At 65.8% G+C, this 22,291-nt stretch carries 22 protein-coding genes; 12 read left to right on the top strand and 10 right to left on the bottom strand.

Annotated elements, in window-relative coordinates:
* The first annotated feature begins 20 nt into the window (after window positions 1-20).
* From BLR75_RS09410 to BLR75_RS09425, 4 genes are read left to right on the top strand one after another with little or no spacing between them, the layout of a single operon-like run.
* A complete protein-coding gene (locus tag BLR75_RS09410) occupies window positions 21-1,214 on the top strand; it encodes an acyl-CoA dehydrogenase family protein (protein ID WP_084310518.1) in 1,194 nt (397 codons plus the stop codon).
* Window positions 1,211-2,323 (top strand): acyl-CoA dehydrogenase family protein, encoded by a 1,113-nt coding sequence (locus tag BLR75_RS09415; protein ID WP_084310517.1) that lies wholly within the window; start codon window positions 1,211-1,213, stop codon window positions 2,321-2,323. The genes BLR75_RS09410 and BLR75_RS09415 overlap by 4 nt, the downstream gene beginning before the upstream one ends.
* The gene (locus tag BLR75_RS09420; protein ID WP_084310516.1) at window positions 2,316-3,947 is read left to right on the top strand and encodes an AMP-binding protein; all 1,632 of its coding nucleotides are present in this window, start codon (window positions 2,316-2,318) and stop codon (window positions 3,945-3,947) included. Before BLR75_RS09415 ends, BLR75_RS09420 begins: the two co-directional genes overlap by 8 nt.
* 20 nt (window positions 3,948-3,967) lie before the next feature.
* Window positions 3,968-4,930 (top strand): PDR/VanB family oxidoreductase, encoded by a 963-nt coding sequence (locus tag BLR75_RS09425; RefSeq protein ID WP_084310515.1) that lies wholly within the window; start codon window positions 3,968-3,970, stop codon window positions 4,928-4,930.
* A gap of 156 nt (window positions 4,931-5,086) precedes the next feature.
* Here BLR75_RS09425 and BLR75_RS09430 read toward each other — a convergent pair whose 3' ends face one another.
* Genes BLR75_RS09430 through BLR75_RS09440 form a run of 3 tightly spaced genes read right to left on the bottom strand, consistent with a single transcriptional unit; the run spans window position 5,087 to window position 7,948 of the window.
* Window positions 5,087-5,866 carry an enoyl-CoA hydratase/isomerase family protein gene (locus BLR75_RS09430; protein ID WP_084310514.1) on the bottom strand — a complete coding sequence of 260 codons (780 nt, stop codon included), beginning with the start codon at window positions 5,864-5,866 and terminating at the stop codon, window positions 5,087-5,089.
* Between the two features lie 29 nt (window positions 5,867-5,895).
* Window positions 5,896-6,747, bottom strand: coding sequence for a 3-hydroxybutyryl-CoA dehydrogenase (locus BLR75_RS09435; protein ID WP_217633599.1), 852 nt, complete (start codon window positions 6,745-6,747; stop codon window positions 5,896-5,898).
* A gap of 16 nt (window positions 6,748-6,763) precedes the next feature.
* Complete coding sequence (locus tag BLR75_RS09440) at window positions 6,764-7,948, bottom strand: acetyl-CoA C-acyltransferase family protein (protein WP_084310513.1); 1,185 nt, start codon at window positions 7,946-7,948, stop codon at window positions 6,764-6,766.
* A 253-nt stretch (window positions 7,949-8,201) separates the two neighbouring features.
* Here BLR75_RS09440 and BLR75_RS26705 point away from each other — a divergent pair, with 253 nt between their 5' ends.
* From BLR75_RS26705 to BLR75_RS09465, 6 genes are all read left to right on the top strand, one after another.
* Window positions 8,202-8,375 carry a hypothetical protein gene (locus tag BLR75_RS26705; protein WP_169720217.1) on the top strand — a complete coding sequence of 58 codons (174 nt, stop codon included), beginning with the start codon at window positions 8,202-8,204 and terminating at the stop codon, window positions 8,373-8,375.
* A gap of 141 nt (window positions 8,376-8,516) precedes the next feature.
* Window positions 8,517-8,846 carry a Rieske (2Fe-2S) protein gene (locus BLR75_RS09445; RefSeq protein ID WP_084310512.1) on the top strand — a complete coding sequence of 110 codons (330 nt, stop codon included), beginning with the start codon at window positions 8,517-8,519 and terminating at the stop codon, window positions 8,844-8,846.
* Between the two features lie 24 nt (window positions 8,847-8,870).
* Complete coding sequence (locus BLR75_RS09450) at window positions 8,871-9,914, top strand: phosphotransferase family protein (RefSeq protein ID WP_084310511.1); 1,044 nt, start codon at window positions 8,871-8,873, stop codon at window positions 9,912-9,914.
* On the top strand, window positions 9,911-10,279 hold the full coding sequence (locus BLR75_RS09455; RefSeq protein WP_084310510.1) for a DUF6285 domain-containing protein: 369 nt from the start codon (window positions 9,911-9,913) through the stop codon (window positions 10,277-10,279). The genes BLR75_RS09450 and BLR75_RS09455 overlap by 4 nt, the downstream gene beginning before the upstream one ends.
* Window positions 10,272-11,003, top strand: coding sequence for a histidine phosphatase family protein (locus BLR75_RS09460; protein ID WP_084310509.1), 732 nt, complete (start codon window positions 10,272-10,274; stop codon window positions 11,001-11,003). The genes BLR75_RS09455 and BLR75_RS09460 overlap by 8 nt, the downstream gene beginning before the upstream one ends.
* Window positions 11,004-11,011: 8 nt before the next feature.
* The gene (locus BLR75_RS09465; RefSeq protein ID WP_084310675.1) at window positions 11,012-12,178 is read left to right on the top strand and encodes an acyl-CoA dehydrogenase family protein; all 1,167 of its coding nucleotides are present in this window, start codon (window positions 11,012-11,014) and stop codon (window positions 12,176-12,178) included.
* 261 nt (window positions 12,179-12,439) lie between these two features.
* Here the strand turns inward: BLR75_RS09465 and BLR75_RS26455 are convergent, their stop codons facing one another.
* The 7 genes from BLR75_RS26455 to mhpA all read right to left on the bottom strand — a co-directional run bounded on the left by BLR75_RS26455 (window position 12,440) and on the right by mhpA (window position 18,896).
* The gene (locus tag BLR75_RS26455) at window positions 12,440-12,610 is read right to left on the bottom strand and encodes a CBS domain-containing protein (protein ID WP_139207006.1); all 171 of its coding nucleotides are present in this window, start codon (window positions 12,608-12,610) and stop codon (window positions 12,440-12,442) included.
* Window positions 12,611-12,696: 86 nt separating this feature from the next.
* The gene (locus BLR75_RS09470; protein WP_169720216.1) at window positions 12,697-13,518 is read right to left on the bottom strand and encodes a SphA family protein; all 822 of its coding nucleotides are present in this window, start codon (window positions 13,516-13,518) and stop codon (window positions 12,697-12,699) included.
* An 82-nt stretch (window positions 13,519-13,600) separates the two neighbouring features.
* Window positions 13,601-13,795, bottom strand: a complete 195-nt coding sequence (locus tag BLR75_RS09475) for a 2-hydroxymuconate tautomerase (protein WP_084310507.1) — start codon at window positions 13,793-13,795, stop codon at window positions 13,601-13,603.
* Between the two features lie 151 nt (window positions 13,796-13,946).
* Window positions 13,947-15,191, bottom strand: a complete 1,245-nt coding sequence (locus BLR75_RS09480) for an MFS transporter (protein ID WP_084310506.1) — start codon at window positions 15,189-15,191, stop codon at window positions 13,947-13,949.
* A 79-nt stretch (window positions 15,192-15,270) separates the two neighbouring features.
* Window positions 15,271-16,110 (bottom strand): intradiol ring-cleavage dioxygenase, encoded by an 840-nt coding sequence (locus BLR75_RS09485; RefSeq protein WP_084310505.1) that lies wholly within the window; start codon window positions 16,108-16,110, stop codon window positions 15,271-15,273.
* A gap of 74 nt (window positions 16,111-16,184) precedes the next feature.
* A complete protein-coding gene (locus BLR75_RS09490; protein WP_084310504.1) occupies window positions 16,185-17,240 on the bottom strand; it encodes a maleylacetate reductase in 1,056 nt (351 codons plus the stop codon).
* A gap of 24 nt (window positions 17,241-17,264) precedes the next feature.
* On the bottom strand, window positions 17,265-18,896 hold the full coding sequence (gene mhpA / locus BLR75_RS09495; protein WP_217633600.1) for a bifunctional 3-(3-hydroxy-phenyl)propionate/3-hydroxycinnamic acid hydroxylase MhpA: 1,632 nt from the start codon (window positions 18,894-18,896) through the stop codon (window positions 17,265-17,267).
* Window positions 18,897-19,175: 279 nt separating this feature from the next.
* Here mhpA and BLR75_RS09500 point away from each other — a divergent pair, with 279 nt between their 5' ends.
* Both BLR75_RS09500 and BLR75_RS09505 read left to right on the top strand, forming a co-directional pair.
* A complete protein-coding gene (locus BLR75_RS09500) occupies window positions 19,176-20,786 on the top strand; it encodes a sigma-54-dependent Fis family transcriptional regulator (RefSeq protein ID WP_084310503.1) in 1,611 nt (536 codons plus the stop codon).
* A 485-nt stretch (window positions 20,787-21,271) separates the two neighbouring features.
* Window positions 21,272-21,958, top strand: a complete 687-nt coding sequence (locus tag BLR75_RS09505; protein ID WP_084310502.1) for a B3/B4 domain-containing protein — start codon at window positions 21,272-21,274, stop codon at window positions 21,956-21,958.
* Window positions 21,959-22,291 lie beyond the last annotated feature (333 nt).

Consider the following 22,291-nt stretch of genomic DNA (forward strand, 5'->3'; position numbering starts at 1 on the left):
GCAAGACAAGAGGCAGGACCATGAACGATCAATTACGCGTGCGGGCCGACGGCCTGCGCGAGGAAGTACGGCAGTTCTGCCGCAACGGGATACCACCGCGGCTGCTGGACAAGGCGCACCGCCACCAGGTGCTGGACAAGGACGACTACGTCGAGTGGATGCGCCTGCTGCAGGCCAGGGGCTGGGTCGCCGCACACTGGCCGAAGGAGCACGGCGGCCAGGAGTGGTCGACCTGTGAGCGCTTCGTCCTCGAGGACGAACTGGCCCGCCAGGGCTGCCCATGGATCATCCCGTTCGGCGTCAAGTACGTCGGTCCGGTGATCTACACCTTCGGCAGCGAGGCGCAGAAGCAGCGCTTCCTGCCGCCGATCCTCGGCACCGACGAATTCTGGGCGCAGGGCTACTCGGAGCCGAACGCCGGCTCCGACCTGGCCGGCCTGCGCACCCAGGCGGTGCGCGACGGCGACCATTACGTGGTGAACGGCCAGAAGGTCTGGACCACCTATGCGCAATGGGCCGACTGGCTGTTCTGCCTGGTGCGCACCAACAACGAGGGCAAGCCGCAACAGGGCATCTCGTTCCTGCTGATCGACATGCGCAGCCCCGGCGTGACGGTCAAGCCGATCCACACCATGGACGGCTACCGCCACGTCAACGAGGTGTGGCTGGAAAACGTCCGCGTGCCGCTGGAAAACCTCGTTGGCGAGGAAGGCAAGGGCTGGAGCTACGCCAAGTTCCTGCTGCAGAACGAACGCACCGCCGGCGCCATCGTCGGCCTGGCGTGGCACGTGCTGGATCGCCTCAAGCGCCTGGCCGCCGAGCCGGACGAGCAGGGCGCACGGCTGCTCGACCAGCCGCTGATGCGCCTGCGCATCGGTGAGTACGAGCTGCGTTTCCTGGCGCTGGAAGAGGCCGCCTACCAGGCGGTGGAAGCCATGGACGCCGGTACCGAGAACGGTGGCGAAGCCTCGCTGATCAAGATCCGCGGCACCGAGCTGTACCAGGAGGTCGCGCAGACCCTGAGCGAGGCGCTCGGCGCGGCGGGCATCGCCTTCGATACGAAAGCCCTGCATGGCGCGGAACTGCCGCCGCTGGGGCCGGACGATGCCGGCGGAATCCTCAAGGAGCACTTCTACAACCGCGCCGCGACCATCTTCGGCGGGACCACGGAAGTGCAACGCAACATCATAGCCAAGGCGGTGCTCGGACTATGACTACCGATCTCGAAACCATCGGCCTGCTGCGTGACAGCCTGGAACGCTACGGCGCCGAACGATACAGCTTCCTGCAACGCTGGCCGCTGCTGGACCAGCCGGGCGCCTTCAGCCCGGCGGTCTGGCAGGACTACGCCGACTACGGCTGGCTGGGCCTGCGCCTGCCCGAGGACCTCGGTGGACTCGACGGCGACGCCGTGGCCGTCGGCGCGCTGATGGAAGTGTCCGGCAGCCGCCTGCTGCTGGAGCCCCTGCTGTCCTGCGCGGTGCTGGCCACCGGTCTGCTGCGCCGGCTGGGTTCGGTCTGCCAGCAGGCGGAACTGCTGCCTGCGATCGCCGAAGGTCGCCTGAAGCTGGTGCTGGCCGGCGGCGCCACGAGCGCGCCGACCTGCAACTACCGCGCCGGCCGTCTGCACGGTCGCGTGCAGGCCGTGCTGCACGGTGATATCGCCGACCAGCTGCTGGTCCCGGCACGTGACGAGGACGGCATCCTGCGGGTGCTTCTGGTGGACGCCAATGCACCTGGCGTCGAGCGCCAGGTCTTCCGCCTGGTGGACGGTCGCGGCGCGGCGAATGTCCGCTTCAACGCGGCTGCAGCCCAGCCGCTGGGGCCGCCGGAGCGGGTCGAGGACGCCGCGTCGGCCCTCGGCGAAACCGCCGACGAAGCCAGCGTCGCGCTGTGCGCCGAGGCGCTGGGCATTGCCACCAGCCTGCTGCGCAGCACCAACGAATACCTGAAGGTGCGCAGGCAGTTCGGCAAGGCCCTGGCCGAGAACCAGGCGCTGCAGCACCGCATGTCCGAGCTGTACCTGCTGTGCGAGGAAATCCGCGCGCTGACCCGCGCCGCCCAGCGGTCCATGCCGCTGCCCGCCGCGCAACGCGCGCGCCTGCTCAGCGGCGCCCGCACCTATGTGCTGCAGGCCGCGCAGAAGATCGGCAACGAAGCCATCCAGCTGCACGGCGGCGTCGGCATCACCGAGGAGCTGGAAGTCAGCCACCATTTCCGCCGCCTGATGGTCAATGCGCAGCTGTTCGGCAATCGCGACGCGCACTTCCTGCGCTTCGTCGACCTGTCCCTGGAAAATGTTCGGGAGACCCACCATGCGTGACGACATCAGCGGCTGGCAGGTACGCCAGGACCCGGCGCTGCAGCAGCGCTACGCCGGCTGCAGCGAATGGATGGGGCGCAGCATCGCCGAGTCCGCGACCGAGATCGCCCGCGTCGATCCCGGCTGCATCACCCATGTCTTCGATGGCGAACCCTGCCGCGTCGACGAACTCCTGCGCGACGCCCGCCATCTCGCCGGCGCGCTGCACCGGCGCGGACTGCGGGCGGGCGATACCATCGCCTTCCAGCTGCCGAACTGGCGCGAGACGGCGGTCATCGACCTGGCCGCCAGCCTGCTCGGGCTGGTGATCGTGCCCATCGTGCCGATCTATCGCGACGCCGAAGTGGCCTACATGCTGGCCAACTGCGGCGCCAAGGCGGTGTTCTTCCCGGGGAGCTATCGCGGCTTCGACTTCGCCGAAATGATGTGGCGGATTTCCCGCGAACTGCCGCAGCTGCGTCTGCTGGTCAGCGTGCGCCTCGACGGTGGCGCGGGCAGCTACGAGCAGCTGCTGAGCGAACAGCAGGTCCTGCCGGAACTGCCGCCGGCCGACCCGGACGCGATCAAGCTGGTGCTCTACACCTCCGGCACCACCGGCCGGCCGAAGGCCGTGCTGCACTCGCACAACACCGGCCCGACGCGCCTCAAGCGTGCCTTCGAGCACTGGTCGGACGGCTCGCCGCAGGTGCTGCTGATGGCCTCGCCGGTCACCCACGTCACCGGTCTCAGCGCGCTCGAACTGCCGTTCTACCTGAACGCGCGCACGGTGTTCATGGACCGCTGGGACGCCCGCGCGGCGCTGGACATCATCGACCGGGAGCAGGTCACCATCAGCCTTGGCGCCACGCCGTTCCTCCAGGAACTGCTGGCCGAGGCGGAACAGCAGGGCCGCCGCCTGCCGAGCCTGAAGCGCTTCGCCTGCGGTGGCGCCGAGGTGCCGCCGGCGCTGATCCAGCGTGTCGGCGAAGTGCTGGAGAACTGCCGTGCCTTCCGCGTATTCGGTTCCAGCGAGGCGCCGCTGGTGACCCTCGGTTTCGTTGGCGCGGACCAGCTGGAGCAGGCCGCGACCACCGACGGCGAGATCAGGGACTACGAAGTCCGTTTCGTCGACGAGCAGGGCGCCGACGTGGAGGAGGGCGCCGAGGGTGAAATCCTCGTCCGCGGCCCGGCCATGTTCCTCGGTTATGCCGACCCCGAGCAGACCGCCGAATCCTTCGATGCGCAGGGCTATTTCGCCACCGGCGACCTCGGCCGCCGCATCGATAGCAACGCCATCGTCATCACCGGGCGCAAGAAGGACCTGATCAACCGCGGCGGCGAGAAGATCAGCGCCAAGGAAGTCGAGGACATCCTCCACCAGCACCCGGCCGTCGACGAGGCTGCCGTGGTCGCCATGCCGCATCCGCGTCTCGGCGAGACGCTGTGCGTCTACCTGATCCTGCATCCGGGCCAGGCCCTGCAGCTCGACCAGTTGCTGGAGCATGTGCAGCGCGCCGGTGTGGCGCGGCAGAAGTATCCCGAGCACCTGGTGGTGGTCGAAGAGTTTCCGCGTACGGCGTCCGGCAAGATCCGCAAGGACCGTCTGCGCGCCGATATCCGTGAGCGCCTGGCGGCGCAGTGTTGAGACCGCGAGAGGTAGCAGAGATGGAATCCACGTATCTGGATGTGCGCGTCGCCCGCAAGACGGCCGAGGCGCTGGATATAGTCTCCCTTGAACTCGAACCGCTCGCCGGCGGCGGCCTGCCGGCCTTCAGCGCCGGTTCCCACATCGACGTGGAAATTCGCCCGGGGCTGGTGCGCCAGTATTCGCTGTGCAACGACCCGACCGAGCAGCATCGCTATGTGATCGGCGTGCTGCGCGATCCCGCCTCGCGCGGCGGTTCCGTCGCGGTGCACGCCGACCTGCACGAAGGCCAGCAGATCCGCATCAGCCCGCCGCGCAACCACTTCCCGCTGGTGCAGAGCCGGCGCTCCCTGTTGCTGGCCGGCGGCATCGGCGTCACGCCGATCCTGTGCATGGCCGAGCGCCTGGCCAGCAGTGGCGCCGAGTTCGAGATGCATTACGGCGCGCGCAGTGCCGAGCGCATGGCGTTCCGCGAGCGCATCGAGCAATCGGGTTTTGCCGAACGCGTGCATTTCCACCTGGATGACGGCCCGGCCGAGCAGGCGCTGAACCTGCCCGCCGTGCTGGATGCCCAGGGGCCGGAGGCGCATCTGTATGTGTGCGGCCCGGGTGGCTTCATCGACTTCGTGCGTGCCAGCGCCCGCGCCGCCGGTTGGGCCGACGAGCGCGTGCACTTCGAGTTCTTCGCCGCCAGGGCGGTGGATACCTCCGCCGACAGCAGCTTCGAAGTGCAGGTCGCCAGTACCGGCAAGGTCTACACCGTCGGCGAGGATGACACCATCGCTTCGGTGCTCGAGGCCGCCGGCGTGGAGCTTCCGCTGTCGTGCCAGCAGGGCATCTGCGGTTCGTGCATCACCCGCGTACTGGACGGCCAGCCGGATCACCGTGACCAGGTGCTGACCGACAAGGAACGTAACGAGGAAAACTGGTTCACGCCGTGCTGCTCGCGGGCGAAGAGTCCGAGGCTGGTGCTGGATATCTGAGCTCCACCGGGCGGAGGCTGCTGCGGTCTTCGCCCACCCCGCAGGTTCCGGGCCCGGGTTTGCTTGTTCCCCTCTCGGGCAAGCCCGGTGCACGGATGCCGGATCGGCCCGGCATCCGCATGGAGCTGGCGGTTTTGCCCGGCGGTTCGAGGGGGCTCAGGCCCCCGAGAACTTCGCCGGGCGCTTTTCCAGGAAGGCGCTTACCGCTTCACGGAAGTCGGTGCTGGCGATGCAGCGACCGAACGCCTGCTTTTCCGCTTCCATCTGCTGCCCCATGTCGCGCTCGAAGGATTGTCGCAGCAGTTTCTTCAACTGCCCCTGCGCCAGTGGCGCGTTCTGCGCGAGACGCCCGGCCAGCGCGCGGGTGGCATCGGCCAGTTGATCCGCTGGCACCACGCGATTGAGCAGACCGAGTTGCAGCGCACCAGCCGCATCGACCGGTTCGCCGAGCAGGGCGATCTCCATGGCCCTGCGCTGGCCGACCAGCCGCGGAAGGCTCCACGAGGCACCGAGATCGCAGCTCGCGGCGAGGGCCAGATAGGCGAAGCTGAAGCGGCAGTTGTCGGCGCCGATGGTCAGGTCGCAGGCCAGCGCCATGCTCAGGCCCGCGCCGGCTACCGGACCGTGCAGGCTGCCCAGCACCGCTGCGTCTAGGCTGGCGAGCAGTTGCAGCGCCTCGTTCATCGGCTCGATCAGCGTGGCGCAGACCGTCTCCGGTGCATCGCGGAACTGCGCGATATCGCCGCCGGCCATGAAACCGCGGCCTTCGCCGGACAGCACCGCCACGCGCACATCCGGCCGCGCCGCCACCTCGCGGCAGGCGAGGAGGAAGTCGCGGGCAAGGCTGGTGTCGATGGCGTTGAGCGCCTGCGGGCGGTTGAAGCGGATGCTGCAGATCGGACCGTCGAAGTCGAGCAGGACGGGGGAATTGCTCATCGGATTCACTCCAGAAGAGGGAAGGGCAGTCAGGCGTAGTCGTAGAAACCGCGCCCGCTCTTGCGGCCCAGGTAGCCGGCAGCGACCATCTCGCGCAGCAGCGGGGCAGGGCGGTACTTGGAGTCGTTGAAGCCGTCGTAGAACACCTGCATCACCGCCAGCAGGGTATCCAGGCCGATCAGGTCGGCCAGGGCCAGCGGGCCGATGGGATGGTTGCAGCCCAGGCACATGCCCTGGTCGATTTCCTCGGCGCTGGCCAGCCCCTCCTGCAGGACGAACACCGCCTCGTTGAGCATTGGCACCAGGATGCGGTTGACCGCGAAGCCCGGGCTGTTGCGCACGCTGATGGCGGTCTTGTTGATCCGCTCGACGAAGGCCACCGCCTGCGCCTGGGTTTCATCGCTGGTCTGCAGGCCGCGGATCAGTTCGACCAGCGCCATCATCGGCACCGGGTTGAAGAAGTGCATGCCGATGAAGCGTTCCGGCCGGGGCACCGCTGCGGCCAGCTTGCTGATGGAAATCGACGAGGTGTTGCTGGCGATCAGCGCATCCGGGCGGACCACGCTGCCGAGGTCGGCGAGCAACCTGAGCTTCAACTCCTCGTTCTCGGTGGCCGCCTCGATGACCAGGTCGACGTCGGCCAACATCTGCCGGTCGGTGGTTGCGGTCAGCAGTTCCAGGGCATCCAGGCTTGCCTCGGCGCTGAGCAGGTTCTTCTTCGTCATCCGCTCCAGGCTGCCGCGAATGGTCTGCCTGCCGCGCTCCAGGGCGTTCTCGGAAATATCCAGCATGAACACCTGCAGCCCGGCCATCGCGCACACCTGCGCGATGCCGTTGCCCATGGTGCCCGCGCCGATCACTCCAACCTTGTTGATCTGCACAGTCTCTCTCCCTTGTTCAAACGCGTTCGAAGATCGCGGCGATGCCCTGGCCGCCACCGATGCACATGGTCGTCAGCGCATAGCGGCCACGGATGCGCTGCAGCTCGTGGATGGCCTTGGTGGCGATGATCGCGCCGGTGGCGCCGACCGGATGGCCGAGGGAAATGCCCGAGCCGTTGGGGTTCACCTTCGCCGGGTCCAGCCCCAGTTCGTTGATCACGGCGCAGGCCTGGGCGGCGAAGGCTTCGTTGGCCTCGATGACGTCGATCTGCTCCAGGGCGATGCCGGTCTTCTCCAGCACCAGGCGGGTGGCGGAAACCGGGCCCATGCCCATGTACGCCGGGTCGAGGCCGGTATGCGCGTAGCCGACCAGCCGCGCCAGCGGGGTCAGGCCGAGGGCGGCGGCCTTGCGTTCCTCGGCGAGGACCAGGGCGCCGGCGCCGTCGTTGAGGCCGGAAGCGTTGCCGGCGGTCACGCTGCCTTCCTGGTCGAACACCGGGCGCATCGCCGCGAGCTGTTCGGCGCTGACGTCGGCGCGTACGTGCTCGTCGGTGGCGAAGCTGAGGGTGCCCTTGCGGGTGCGGATCTCGATCGGGACGATCTGCTCCTGGAAGTAGCCCTTGGCGATGGCGCGGGCGGCGCGGCGCTGGCTTTCCAGGGCGAGGGCGTCCTGCATCTCGCGGGTGATGCCGTAGCGGCGGGCGATGTTCTCGGCGGTGATGCCCATGTGCGTGCGCGCCCAGGGGTCGTGCAGGATGCCGTTCATGTAGTCGATGCAGGCGCCGTCGCCCAGCCGACCGCCCCAGCGCATCGACGGGAGGATGAACGGGCCGCGGCTCATGCTCTCGGCACCGGCGCCGATGGCGATGTCGGTATCGCCGAGAAGGATGCTCTGCGCGGCGGAGACGATCGCCTGCAGGCCGGAACCGCACAGGCGGTTGACGTTGAACGCAGGGGTTTCCTGCGGGACGCCGGCATCCATCGCGGCGATGCGGCTGAGGTAGGCGTCGCGCGGTTCGGTGGGGATGACGTTGCCCATCACCACATGGCCGACGTCGGCCGGGGCGGTGCCGGCGCGCTCGATGGCGGCCTTGCAGGCGGCGGTGGCCAGGGTGGTCATGGGAGTGTCCTTCAGGGAGCCGCCGAAGGAGCCGATTGCGGTGCGCGCGGCACCTACCACGAGGATTTGACGTTGTGCCATTTGACCGTCCGATTGTTGTTGTCAGGTGGGTTGCAAGCGAGCCATGGCGCAGCTTGGTTGTGCGTCGATTAAAAAACAATATTGTTCGTTTGTAAAATGGCGCGCCTTCCTCTAGAGTGAAAACCGATCCCGGAACGATCCGCCAGAAACGTCCCGGCGATGCTCTGATCAACCTGCCCTCGACGGCAGGACGTGGTAGCTCGATGTTTTGACAAGCCGAAGAAGGGGCGAGTCGGCCCCGAGAGATGCAGAGATGAAAACAAGAACAATGATCACCTGTTTTGCCCTGGCCGGTTTCGTATCGCTGGTCATCATTCCTCCGCTTGCCCAACCCGCCTACAAGCGGACCGACTACCGGGCCTGCCCGGGAAGCTCCTTGCCGTGCGCATTGCCTGCGAGCTTCACCGGCTGGCCGCAATTCCCCTGAGACGCGCCTGATTTCGTGAGGCGGTCTCGCACCGCCTCCGATCCGGGTCCGTTTCGCTGGCCGACAGACGTCGGTAATCCATGCATTCGCCATATCCGCACTTTTACGCGGAGGCATCCGCACGCCTGATCGAGAGGAACCATGACTGCATTCCGATTCGCCCTGAACAGCGCCGACCTGCCGCCCGGCAAGAGCAAGGCCGTCGACCTCGACGGACAGAGCGTGCTGCTGTGCAACGTGGCCGGCGAAGTCTTCGCCGTGGAGAACCGCTGCACCCACCAGGGTGCGGAGCTGGAGGGCGGGCGCATCCGCAACGGGATGATCGCCTGCCCGCTGCATGGCGTGCTGTTCGACGTGCGCACCGGTTGCGGCAAGGGGCCGCTCGGCCGCGTGCCGCTGCGCACCTTCGCCGTGCAGGTGGTCGATGGCCGCATCGAAGTGGCCGGGCAGTCCGCCGTGGAAACGGCCTGAGCAACGCAGGACCAGAGGTAGGAAATGTCGAACTTGAACCAGCCCGGCGCCGTGACGGACCGGGTCAGCTTGGATGCCGCCGGTGAACGACTGGCGCAGTACCTGGAAGGGCAGACCGGTGCAGCGGTGTCGCTCGAGTCCATCGAGCGCCTGTCCGGCGGTGCGATCCAGGAGAACTGGCTGCTGCGCGCGCAGGTGAATGGCGAGGCGCGGCGCTGGGTACTGCGCACCGATTCGCCTTCCGCGGTGGCCAGCAGCATGACCCGTGCGCAGGAGTTCGCCGTGCTCGGCGCGGCGCATCGCGCCGGGGTCAAGGTGCCCGAGCCGCTCTGGCTGTGCCGGGACGATGCGCTGCTCGGCCGCGACTTCTTCATCATGCAGGCGTTGGCCGGCACGGCCAGCGGCTTCCGCCTGACCGGAGATCGTTCGCTGGACGACGCGCGCCCGCAGCTGTGCCGCGAACTGGGCGCCAACCTCGCACGTCTGCATCGCATCCAGCCGTCCGAGGCGTCGCTGGACTTCCTGCCGCCGCCGGCCAGCGAGCCGATCCAGCACGCCATCGACGAGTGCCGCGGATTCCTCGACGAGATTCCGGGGTGCTATCCGGCCCTCGAATGGGGCCTGCGCTGGTGCGAGGTGCACAAGCCGCAGGAACGTCCGGCCAACCTGATCCACCGCGATTACCGCACCGGCAACTACATGGTCGACCAGGGCCGCCTGAGCGGCGTGCTGGACTGGGAGTTCACCGGCTGGGGCGACGCCCGCGAAGACCTCGGCTGGTTCACCGCCCGCTGCTGGCGCTTCGCCCGGCATGACCGCGAAGCCGGCGGCATGGGTGAGCTGGAAGACTTCCTCGGTGGCTACCGCGAAGTCGCAGGCTGGGCGCCGACAGCGGTGGAGCTGGTCTACTGGCAGGTCCTCGCGCACTTGCGCTGGGCGGTGATCGCCCTGCAGCAGGCGCAGCGCCACCTGTCCGGCCAGCAATCCTCGCTGGAACTGGCGCTCACCGGGCGCATGGTCCCGGAACTGGAGCACGAAATCCTCGCCCTGACAGGAGCACCGCAATGAGCCGTTCCGATGCCCAGGACCTGCTGTCCACCGCGCGCCAAACGCTGTTGGAGCAGCTGCTGCCCGCGTTGCCCGCCGGCCTGCATTACGAAGCGCGCATGATCGCCAGCGCCATGGCCATGGCGGCGCGGGAGATGGCCCTGGAGCCGGAGCGCCGAGAGGTGGAAGCGGCGAGCCTGGCCCGCGCGCTTGGCCGTGAGGACTCCGCCATGCCGGTCGAGACCCGCGAGCACCTGTGCCGGCGAATTCGCCAGGGTGATTTCGACCGACCCGGCGTGGCCCGGGACGAACTGCTGGGCGCGCTGCGGGAGATGAACCGCGCCGACCTGCGCATCAGCAATCCCAAGGTGCTCGGTCATGTCTGATGCCGTTCCCATTGTGCGTCGCCGCTGCTATCTGGTCCGGCATGGCCATGTCGACTACTTCGATGCCGACGGCCGTCCGCTGGACCCGCGCTTCGTGCCGCTGTCGCTGCGCGGCAGGGAACAGGCCGCGGCCCTCGGCAAGGTGCTCGACGGAACGACCTTCGATCGTGCCCTGTGCTCCACCTATCCGCGCACCCGGCAGACCCTGGAACTGATGTTGGGCGAGCGCAGGATGCTGGTCGAGGAGCTGGCCTCCCTGCGGGAAATCCGTGCAGGCCGTCTGCGCGAGATTCCCGAGCAGAGCCGCCAGCGTGAAATAGCCGGGGCATATCGCCTGGCAGCCATGGAGGGGGCGGCCTTCCTGCGTGGCGAAGCCTGGGCCGACTTCCAGCAGCGCGTGCTCGGCACTTTCTTCGGCCTGCTCGACGATCCGCACTGGAACAGACTGCTGATGGTGACTCACGACGCCGTCAACCGCGTGCTGCTCGGCTGGGCCAGCGGCTCCGGGCTGGCCGGCATCGCCGCCTTCGAACAGGACAACGCCTGCCTCAACGTGCTCGACATCGACATGCGCGGCGGCGAAGTGCTCGGCGCGATCATCCGTACCCTCAACTACACGCCCTACGATCCGCACAAGAACGGCATCCATCACACCGTGATGGAGCACGTGCTGCAGCGCATCGGCCAACCGGCCCGCCATACCGAACCTTCCAGCCTGGAGTAGGAATGCCCATGAATTTCGCAATGTCCGAGGAACTGCTCGCCCTGCAAGCCAGGGTGCGCCGCTTCATCGCCGAAGAAGTCATCCCGATGGAGAACGACCCGCGCTGCGGCGCCCACGGTCCCTCCGCGGAGCTGCGCCAGGAACTGGTGGAGAAGGCCCGCCGCCATGGCCTGCTGACGCCCCATGCGTCCCGCGAGATGGGCGGCCTGGGTCTGTCCCATGTGGAAAAGGCGGTGGTCTTCGAAGAGGCCGGCTATTCCACCCTGGGGCCGATCGCACTGAACATCCATGCGCCGGACGAAGGCAACATCCACCTGCTGGAAGTGGTCGCCTCGCCTGAACAGAAGGACCGCTGGCTGCGCCCGATGGTGCAGGGCCACATCCGCTCCTGCTTCGCCATGACCGAGCCGGAAGGCGCCGGTTCCGATCCGTCGATGCTCAACACCACCGCCGTGCGCGATGGCGACGACTACCTCATCAACGGCAGCAAGTGGCTGATCACCGGCGCCCAGGGCGCGAGCGTCTGCATCATCATGGCGCGCATGGAGGACGGCAGCGCCACCATGTTCCTCACCGACACCGACCGCCCCGGCTTCATCCTCGAACGCATGATGGATTCGCTGGACAGCTGCTTCGCCGGCGGCCACGGCGTGCTGCGTTTCGAGAACCTGCGCATTCCCGCCAGCGACGTGCTCGGCGAGATCGGCAAGGGCTTCCGCTACGCCCAGGTGCGCCTGGCGCCGGCGCGGCTGACCCACTGCATGCGCTGGCTCGGCCAGGCCCGCCGCGCCCACGACGTGGCCTGCGCCTATGCGCGCAAGCGCGAATCCTTCGGCCGCAAGCTCGGCGAACACCAGGGCGTCGGCTTCATGCTGGCGGACAATGAGATGGACATGCACGCCACCCGCCTGGTCATCCAGCATTGCGCCTGGGTGCTGGACCAGGGCGATCGTGGCAGTAGCGAGTCGAGCATGGCCAAGGTGATCAGCGCCGACAGCATATGGCGGGTTATCGACCGCAGCGTGCAGGTGCTCGGCGGCCGTGGCATGACCAGCGAGACCATCGCCGAACGCATCTTCCGCGACGCCCGTGCGTTCCGTGTCTATGACGGCCCGAACGAGGTGCATCGCATGAGCCTGGCGAGGAAGATCCTCGCCCGCGAAGGCGACTGCTAGCGAACATGCCCGCCCGCGGATGGGCTATGCCGCTGGCTCCAGCCAATAGTTTTCATGCCTGAAAGCTGGCTGCAAGAAAATCAAGTGCTTATGGCCTCTGAGCTTTGCCATCGCGCGGATACCGCCAGGAAGCGCTGATAAGTAGAGAAAGAAGGAGAGCGGGGACAGGAGCCCCTGCGAGGAGCAGGGGTGCTAGGCGCTGGCCGTGCAGGCGGATGCCGGGTGCCGACGCGGATCGGCGCCTACACCGGCTTCTACATGTCACTCGACCACGCCGATCCCGACCATTTCAGTACGGTCCTGGATGATGAGTGCACCGACGTTCTCGGCTGCCATCATCATCTGGAGCGCTTCGAATATGGTGGCGTTCGGCGAAATGGAATGGATATCGGCTCGTGGTTTGTTGGCCAGAGTTTGTTTGACGGTTCTCATGCGGGGCCTGATTGCAATGGTGTTGCCCCCGCCCAGGCGGGCGAGGGCGCTGTTGGGTTGGATAGTTCGAGGTGTCAGCCTGAGGCTCAGAAGGCCTTGGTCAGAACAAGCCTTACCAGGTCCCCCTCGAAGTCGTTGTCGACCTTGTATTCCCGGTAGGCTGCCAGATTCAGACCGAGGCCCGCTTCCGGCCAGAAGCGGGCGACCTCCAGGCCGAGGGCATGTCGCTCTGCGTCGCCAGCGCCCTGTTGCCATTGGTCATGACCGACCACGCCGAACTCCACTCCGCTATCCAGGCGCTTACCCAATCCCCATTCGACGAGAAATTCGTCCTCGACGTCCGGGTCGTCGGCCAGCTCGTAGCGAGACAGGACGCTGAGGGAGACATCCTTGCGCTCCGTCAGATAGAGGTTGCCGCCAAGGGTCAGCATCAGTTCGGCAAAGCCGAGTCCCGGGTCGGCGGGCTCGTTGTCGCGCCCTGTTGGCGACCAGATGCCTGCACCCGCCACGGCATCCCAGCGTTCTCCGTGCCAGCCCAGTACGCTGCCGACGAAGACATCTCCGACACCCCAGGCCGAGTCATCGAGCGCTCCCGAGTTCAGCTGCAAGTCCTTGCGGATGATCGGGACGATGGCCTCGAAGGCCAGATCACCACCCAGCACTTGCTGTTCGGTGACCCAGACCAGACGGTTGGCCAGGGCGTCGACCCGGGCCTCGCTATCCGGGAGGGTGTCGTGATGGTCGGCCTGGTAGTGCACGGCATAGCCTCTGTAGTAGACGCCCGGGGGCGGAACGACCGCGCCATTCAGGCCTTCGACGCCGGGGCTGTAGTGACTGCCCGCGGATGCCAGGAGTGGAAGCAGGAGGCTGGCGGCAGCCAGAACGAGTGAGGAGTGAGTCGTGTGCATCGTGTTTTCCGTTATGTCAGCGGAAACCGCTGATGGAGTTGTTGTTGTGGCGGCGCATTTGCAGAGCGGCAGTGGTGGGACGTCAGCGACCGTCGACCTTGCGCTTGGAGACACCGCCGACCCCGTAGTGCTGTTTGGGCATGTCGTTGAGGATGATCCGCACCGAATCGCGGGGCGCATTCAGGGCGCGATGGCAGGCCTCCGTCACTTCGTGGATCAGTTGTTCCTTCTGCTCGTCCGAGCGGCCTTCGACGAGGTTGATGGTGATGATGGGCATGGAGTCTCCTTGCCATTTGCTTGCTGCGGGGAACAGTCCGGACGCGCGCCTTTCTGGAGGACATCGATTCCGGACGGAGGGTTTTCGTGGATGAGCGAAGCCGGAGGCCGTGCCCTGGTGCCGGGCACGGCCTCGTGTCGTGGTACCCGGATCAGGTGGCTTCGAGAGCGGACGCCATGCGTGCCGGTGCCGTCTCGCGAAGGGACAGGGTCACCAGCAACCCGGCGGACATGGCTGCCAGTGCGAGCAGCGGGGTGTACTGCACGCCGTGGTGGTGTGCGACGTAGCCGGCGAGGCCGGGGGCGATGCCGCCGCCGAAGATTTCACCGACGCCGACCACGAAGCCCGAGGCCGTGGACATCAGCGTGGCAGGCACCGACTCGGTGGTGGTGGGGCCCACGGTCAGGCAGATCAGGCCGAAATCGAAGAACACGGTGAAGAACAGCCAGAGGAAGAGGCGGGTGGTGTCGGCCCCGGTATTGATCAGCAGATAGAGCGATACCACGCCGCCAATGACCGAAAACACCATGACCGGCTTGCGTCCGATCCGGTCCGAGAGGCTCGGCAACAGGATGGTGCCGACGGCACCGCCGAAGCCGATGGCGGAAAGCACGTAGCCCATCTGCTCCAGATCGAGGCCCAGGTGATCCAGCAGGTAGTTGGGCAGGAAGGCGCCCAGTACCACCAGCACCGTCAGCCAGCACATCATGCCGAGGATGTTCAACGGCACGTTGCGGCTGCGGAACACCTCGGTCCAGTGGTGCTGCCCCGCATCGTGGGTGCTGGTATGCGCAGCCGCCGTGGCGGCATCGGTATTGCGCAGGACCCGGTACAGCAGATAGCCGACCAGGAGGCCCGGGGCCATCACCAGGGCGAAGACCCAGTGCCAGTCCATGTGATGCAACAGCTGGGTGGCGAGGATGGGCGCCAGGGCCAGGCCGAAGAGCGGCATCGCCGCCTGCTGGATGCCCAGGTTCAAGCCGTGGCGGCTCGGCCGGGAAGCTTCCAGGGTGGCGACGATGCTGGCTGGCGTGTAGGCGCCCTCGGCGGCACCGATGACTGCGCGAATCAGCAGCAGGCTGAGCAGTCCCGTGGCCAGGCCACTGCATCCCGCCAGCAGGGAGAAGAGTATGACGGCGGGAATGATGACCGCGCGATGGCCGAAGCGGTCGGACAGCTTGCCCATGAACAGGGACGAGATGCCCCAGGTCACGGCGAGGATGCCGGTGATCAACCCCAGGTCCTGATAATCCAGGCCTAGGTCCCGCATCATGACCGGGAACAGCGGCATGATCATGAAGCGGTCGATGCTGACAAGGCCGAAGCCGAGGGCGAGGAGGGTGACGGCCTTCCATTCGTAGGAGGCGTCAGCCGGACGAGCGACGTGCTGTTTCATCTTGGGTTCCACTCTTGTTCTTGTAGTAGGAGCGTGCCGGCACCTTGGGGCCGACACGGATGTCACGCTTTGGCTTGTGTCAGGCTGCGGCCATGACGAAGTCGAAATCGGCTATCCAGCGGGTCGCGCCCGTGGTGTTCGGCTCGAATGACTGGATCAGCGATGCCTTGACCCCGAACACGGTGTCGGATTCAAGGTACGGGTCGCCCTCGACGAAGGTGTGGGTGACGATGCGCTGGTAACCCTCGGCCTCGACCAGGAAATGCATGTGCGCCGGCCGCCACGGATGCCGGCCGAGCCGCGCCAGTAGCTGGCCTACCGGGCCGTCGTCGGGGATGGGGTAGGACACCGGCTTGATGCCGCGGAACTGGTAACGCCCATCGGCGCCGGTGATGAAGCGCCCACGGTTGTTCCATGGCGGCTGCACTTCGGGCTGCTGGACGTCGTAGTAGCCCTCGGCGTTGTCCGACCAAACGTCCAGTACGGCACCCGCGATGGGTTGGCCGTCGAGGTCGAGAATGCGTCCTTCGTAGAGGCAGCTTTCGCCTTTCTCATCCAGAGAGATCGTGTCGCCCATGTTGCGAGTAGGGGCTCCGTCCACATGGAAGGGCCCGAACACCGTATTTTCCGTAGCGCCCAGTGGGCGTCGGTGATTGATGGCGTCCACCAGCATGGAGACGCCCAGGGTGTCGCTGAGCAGGATGAACTCCTGCCGATGTTCGGAGCAGATCTGTCCGCAGCGGGTCAGGAAGTCGATGGCCGTGGCCCACTCGGCTTCGGTCAGTTCCACATCCCTGATGAACCCGTGGAGATGTTCGATCAGTGACGTCATGACAGTGCGCAGGCGCGGGTGGATGTCGTCCCCCATGCGCGCGTTCACGCTCTGGGCCGAGCCGGCTTCGGTGAAGTATTCGATCATGTGATGCACCTTGTGTTCTGCCTGTGGCTGCAATGTCAGGGCGGGGCACTGTCTTTCGGAGCGCCCCGGTCGCATCAGTCCGGGCGTGCGCCGGACCAGGCCCTCTGCAGCAGTTCGCGGATCGCCTCCCGTTCCACCGGTCGCGGATTCCAGTAGGGGTTGCGCACAGCCAGGTCGGCGGCACGATCCAGGTCGGCTTCGTCGAGCCCGAGGTCCTTCAGCGCCAGAGGGGCGCCCAGGGAGGCGGCGAAATCGTGAAGGCCGACTCCCAGGTTGCCGCCGAAGAGTTCGGCGACCGGGCGCAAGGCATCGGCCGCGGCGACCTGGTTGTAGGCAGCCGTGTGCGGCAGCATCACGGCATGGGTTTCGGCATGGGGCAGGTTGAAGCTGCCGCCCAGGGTGTGGCAGAGCTTGTGGTGCAGGGCCATGCCGACAGTGCCGAGCACCGTGCCGCACAGCCAGGCGCCGTAGAGTGCGGTGCTACGTGGCGCGAGTTGATCGGGCTGGCGTACGACGCCTGGCAGTGCTTCCTTCAATGCGCGAATGCCCTCCGTGGCCATCAGAGAGGTGATCGGATTGCGGTTGCGTGCATAGAGCCCTTCCACGGCGTGCGCCATGGCATTGAGGGCGCTGGTAACGCTCATGGGCACCGGCAATCCCAGGGTGAGTTCGGGGTCGTAGATCACCACCTCCGGCAGGATGCTCGGCGAACTCACGGTGGTCTTGAGGCCGTTCTCGGTCTGCCCGAGGATCGGCGTCACCTCGGAGCCGGCGTAGGTGGTCGGTATCACCACCTGGGGTGCGTCGTTGCGATAGGCGATGGCCTTGCCCAGGCCGATGGTCGAACCCCCGCCCAGGGCCACGACACAGTCCGCGCCGAGTTCGGCGAAGCGCGTCATCGCCGCTTCGGTTACCTCGACCGGGGTGTGCATGGTGGCGTGGGGGTATACGCCGACGCCCAGACCACCCAGGGCGTCGTTGAGGCATTCGGCCTCCGCCACCTGGGCTGGGGTGGAAAGCACCAGAGCGCGTCGGCAACCCAGTGAGGTGATCTCCTCTGCGACCTGTCGCGAGCTGCCCGCACCAAAAATGACGCGAGCGGGATGATTGGCATAAATGAAGTCATGCATGGAAAGAAACTCCGGAAAGTTCGGTCAGGCGCAGGCGGCGTTGCTTGCCAGGTCAGGAAGGGCTGAGGTCAGGTGCAGTTGCTGCAGCAGGCTGTCCACCTGGTGGCGGAGGGACTCGGCCGAGACCGCGCTGGCCGCGACATAGAAGTCCGGGCGAATCACCAGGAAGCGGGCATCGATGCTGGCCAGCCAGGCGGCATAGGTGCCTTCGACATCTGCCACCTCGCAGGCAGTGCCCACCGGGCCAAGGGTGACGAATCGGGCGTCCAGTCGTTCCAGGGCCTGTACCTGTTCGGTGCCGAGCGCCTGGCGCGGTGATTGGCCATAGCCGATCACCAGCCAGCCACGCCCGACGACTTCGTCGAAGCGGCCGCAGCGCTCACCAGCTCGAACGATGCCCTGTACCGAAAGCTCACCGGCATGGCCGGCATCAGGGAACCAGATGCCGGGCCCCAGCGAGGCCTTGTCGGTCGGCACCGGCTTCCGGCCGGATGCCTCCAGGTCGGCCTTCATCCGCTGGTCGCGCGCGGCGGCTTCCTCCGGGTCGGTGATGCAGATGATGCGGCCCAGTTCCATGGAGAACTCGATGTAATGCTTGGCGTGCTCGCGGCGCTCGCTGGTGTAGCTGTCGAGTACTTCTTCGCCCATGACCCCGGAGAGGATGGCGTCCAGGCGCCAGCCCAGGGCCACCGCATCCCGCAGTCCGGCGCACATGCCTTCGCCGGCGAAGGGCGGCATCAGGTGAGCCGCGTCGCCCGCGATCAGGCCGCGACCGTTGCGCCATGACTCCGCCCAGCGTGCCTGGAAGCGATAGACCGCACTGCGCTCGAGGGTCGAGTTCGCCGGGGTCAGACCCCAGGGGGACATCAGCTCCCAGGCCGTTTCGGGGGAGGACAGGGTCTCGGCGGATTCGCCGGGCAGGGCCATGAATTCCCAACGCAGCCGGCCCGGGCCGCCGGGGACGATGGTGGTGGGGCGCTTCGGATCGCACAGCTGCCAGTGCACCGGGTCGAGCACGCGCTCCTCGTGGGGGATCATGTCGAGGATCAGCCAGTCGTAGAAGAACCCGTGATCCGTGAAGCTGAGGTCCAGGGCCTGGCGGACGAAGCTGTTGGCGCCGTCGGCGCCGACCACGTAGCGGGCACGAATGCGCGTGGGATCGCCGGATTTTTCGCTGCTGCCTTGCAGCCAGATGCCATCTTCGTCCTGGCTAAGGGAATTGGCTTCCCAGCCACGAATCAGGCGAATGCTCGGGATACCCTGGGCAATGTCCAGCAGACGCTTTTCCAGGTCCGGTTGGTAGAACCAGTAGCGCACCCGCCAGCCGGACGCCGAGGTGCTCTTCCAGTCGACGATCTGCAGGTCTTCGCCGTCGGCATTGCGCCAGTAGTAGAGCTCGTCGTGGTAATTGATCGCCGGATCGTTGTCGGAGTCGATCCCGAGACAGGCGAGGATCCGCGCGATCTCATGGTCGAAGGTCACGGCACGCGGACGGTCATAGGGCTGCGGCCAGCGCTCCACCAGGCTGACCCGGTGGCCCTTCCTGCCCAGCAGAATTGCCAGCAGGGTTCCGACAGGACCGGCGCCGACGATCGCTACATCCGCGTCGTAGTCGGCGGTTTCGTGGCTGGTGTGGTTCGGCATCTTCATTGTCATTGTTGTCGTTCTCCGGATGCCGGACTGCCACGTCCGACATCGTCTTCTTGTTAGTGGGCAGTCCTTCCTGGACGCTGGGACGGTCTCCGTTCCATCCCTGGCGCTATGCGCTTGTCATGGAGATATCAAGCCTCGTGCCAACGTCTTTGAGTGATTTTTTTGTCTTTTAAAAACAAGTACTTAATATTTTTTTCAACGGCCAGGTCCACGCGGATCGATTGAGGGTAATCAACATATTTGTTAGTTTCAGGATGCCGAATAACAAATATGTGAATAGCTATGGGCGTACGTAACTTCCCCAAGGATCTGACCCGCCAATTCAGGATGGAGCCCGACAAGGGCAAGATCTGGCTCGGCCAGCAGCGCGCCTTCCTCATGCAATTGCCGGCCTTCGCCGCGTTCCGCCGCGAGTTGATCGCCGAGATCGGCGTGGCTCATGCACGTCGCCTTCTGGGGCGGATGGGCTATGCCGCTGGCTCCAGCGATGCCGAACTGGCGCGTGAGTTGCGCGGAGATGAAAGCGACCATGCGTTCATGGCCGGGCCGCTTCTGCATGCCATGGAAGGGGTGACGCGGGTGGAGACGCTGCGCATGGAGGTGGACGTGGAGTCCGGCCATCACGTCGTCGAGCAGATCTGGCACGACTCCATCGAAGCCAGCGCCCACCTGGCTCACCTGCCCGTGTCGGCGGAGCCGGTCTGCTGGATGCAGGTTGGCCATGCGTCCGGCTTCAACAGCGCCTTCTTCGGGCGCACGGTGCTGTTCCGCGAGGTGGAATGCCGGGGCATGGGCCACGCGCACTGCCGCATCATCGGCAAGCCCATCGAGGAGTGGGGCGCTGATGCGGACGAGCTGGGCCTCTTCGGCTCAACCGACTACGTCAACGCCTCGCTCATGGACCCGGTGCTGGATGAGGCCCTGGCGGTATCCGACCTGATCGGCGCCGATCCCAGTTTCCTCGCCACCTGCCGCCGCATCGAGAAGATCGCCATGCGGGATGTGACAGTGCTGTTCCAGGGCGAAACCGGCGTCGGCAAGGAACGTTTCGCTCGCCTCCTGCATCAGCTCAGCCATCGCGCGGACAAGCCGTTCGTGGCCGTCAACTGCGCGGCACTGCCGGAAACCCTGATCGAGTCGGAACTGTTCGGAGTGGAGAAGGGCGCCTTCACCGGCGCCAACCGCAGCCGCCCCGGACGCTTCGAACTGGCCAACGGCGGCACCCTTTTCCTCGACGAGATCGGGACCCTGACGCCGGTGGCCCAGGAAAAGCTGCTGCGCGTGCTGCAGGAACGGGAAGTGGACCGGCTGGGTGGCGACGCTCCGCGCCCGGTGGACATCCGGGTCATCGCCGCCACCAATGCGAATCTGGAGGACGATGTTCGCCAGGGCCGCTTCCGCGAAGACCTGTTCTACCGCATCAACGTGGTGCCCATTCACATTCCGGCCCTGCGCGAACGGCGCAATGACATCCCCCTGCTGATTCGTCACTTCATCAAGCGCTTCTCCACCCAGCACCAGCGCTCCATCAAGGGCCTTACCCGGGCGGCGGTCCGGGCTCTGCTCCAGTACGACTATCCGGGCAATGTTCGCGAGCTGGAGAACATCATCGAGCGGGGCGTGGTGCTGGCAGACGAGAATGAGCCGATCGGCCTCAGCGAATTGTTCCTGGCACCGCCGCGCGAGCCAGCCCCGATGCCCGCCGCCGACGCGCCGCCACGGCGCCAGGCGGTGATCGAAGAGTGGCTGGACGAGCACTCGCTGGAAGAGCTGATCGAAGCATCGGTGAATCGGTCCATGGGCCGCGCCGGCGGCAATGTCGCCGGAGCTGCTCGGCTGCTGGGCGTCACTCGCCGGCAGTTGGAGCACCGCCTGAAAAAACAGCAGGGGTAGCACTGCTTCCTGGGGCCATCTCAACGCCGGCCGCGGTGCCGCGAGACTCTAGGCGTCTTTGGGGCGATGGCTGCCGGTTACGATCGGCAGAATCGGCCAGAAGCTGCCGGCGGGCGGAGCAGTTAAGAGTCTGAGTCGTGTCGATCCCCTAAGCATGACAGTCCCGAATCGGCACCTGTTTCGGTTCTTCCTTCACCGCTCCTGTCATTAGAAATTCTAATTTTGTATTAGGTAAAATCATTAGGTCTGATAAGGCGTGACAGGTAGAAATACCAGGCGGGATCAACCAAGCGGTCTCTCGCAGCCTTGCGTAAATCGGCGTTTGCCGAGATCCAATCCAATGAGGAGAAAAACATGAAGTCCAGGATTCAACGACTATTCACCACCATGCGGGTGCTCTCTGTCGCATGGGGGGACTACAACAAAAGGAACCTGATTCGTCGTTAGACGCGCCTTGTTAGAACCTGCAAGAGGAAACGTTTTTGATGTTGTCCGTTGCCCCCGTTATCGACCCCCAAATTGCTGCGCTCGCCCCTGGCTTCAGGGCGCTGAGCCTGTGTGTCGAAGCCGCCCCGATCGTTAATCCGGACTTTGCCGCGAAGGCTCTGGCTGGTGCCTGTCAGGCGCTTGCTGCGGGGAGGCCTGCCTGGGCTGAAGCCCATCTTTCGGCATGGGACGAGGTATTTCGTCAGTTCGGTGCCAAGCCCCAGCGCACACCGTGTTCAGCCGCGGCATTGCGCAAACGGGCTCTGCGCGACGGCGGCCTGCCGAGCATCGATCCGATCGTCGATCTCTACAACGCGATCAGCCTGCAGTATGCGATTCCAGTCGGAGGTGAAAACCTCGCTGCCTATGTGGGTACGCCCAGGTTGGTAATCGCCGATGGAAGCGAGTCGTTCGACACCCTGAAGGATGGGCAACTGGTACATGAGCATCCAGAAGCGGGCGAAGTCATCTGGCGAGATGACCAGGGCGTTACCTGCCGTCGATGGAACTGGCGCCAAGGTGTCAGAACCCGCTTGGGGTCGGATGCCCTGCAGATGTGGTTCATCCTGGAAAGCCTTCCCGAAATGCCGCTCGAGGCGCTGCAGGAAGCAGGGGCGCGATTGATTGAAGGGTTGGAAGTGATGATGCCGGGAGCGGTTATCGAGCATTCGCTTTTAGCCCCGTGAGGGAGCGCTGCTTGGCTGGATCGCGACGATGACCCTTGGGTTGGGTGCGGATGCTTCGTCAGCGACCGTTACAATTACCTTCGCCAGTTGCGCGGTACTGAGCATCACAATCTTCTGTGGCTATGCGCTCGTCTTCTCTACCGCAACTATGGTGCGGGCATACCGCCACGCGCGCCGATGGATTGAAGGCACTCTTGCAATGGTCTTTGGAGCAGCCGGATTAAAGATGCTGCTCTCTCGCTCCTAATCTGTTGGTTTTGGGAAGTGCATTAACCTCAGTCGGAGAATGTCCGCTTCTGGCCGATTCTGTTGAAAAAGGAAGTCTTTGCTGGA

This window comes from Pseudomonas jinjuensis, from assembly GCF_900103845.1.
Lineage (GTDB): Bacteria > Pseudomonadota > Gammaproteobacteria > Pseudomonadales > Pseudomonadaceae > Pseudomonas > Pseudomonas jinjuensis.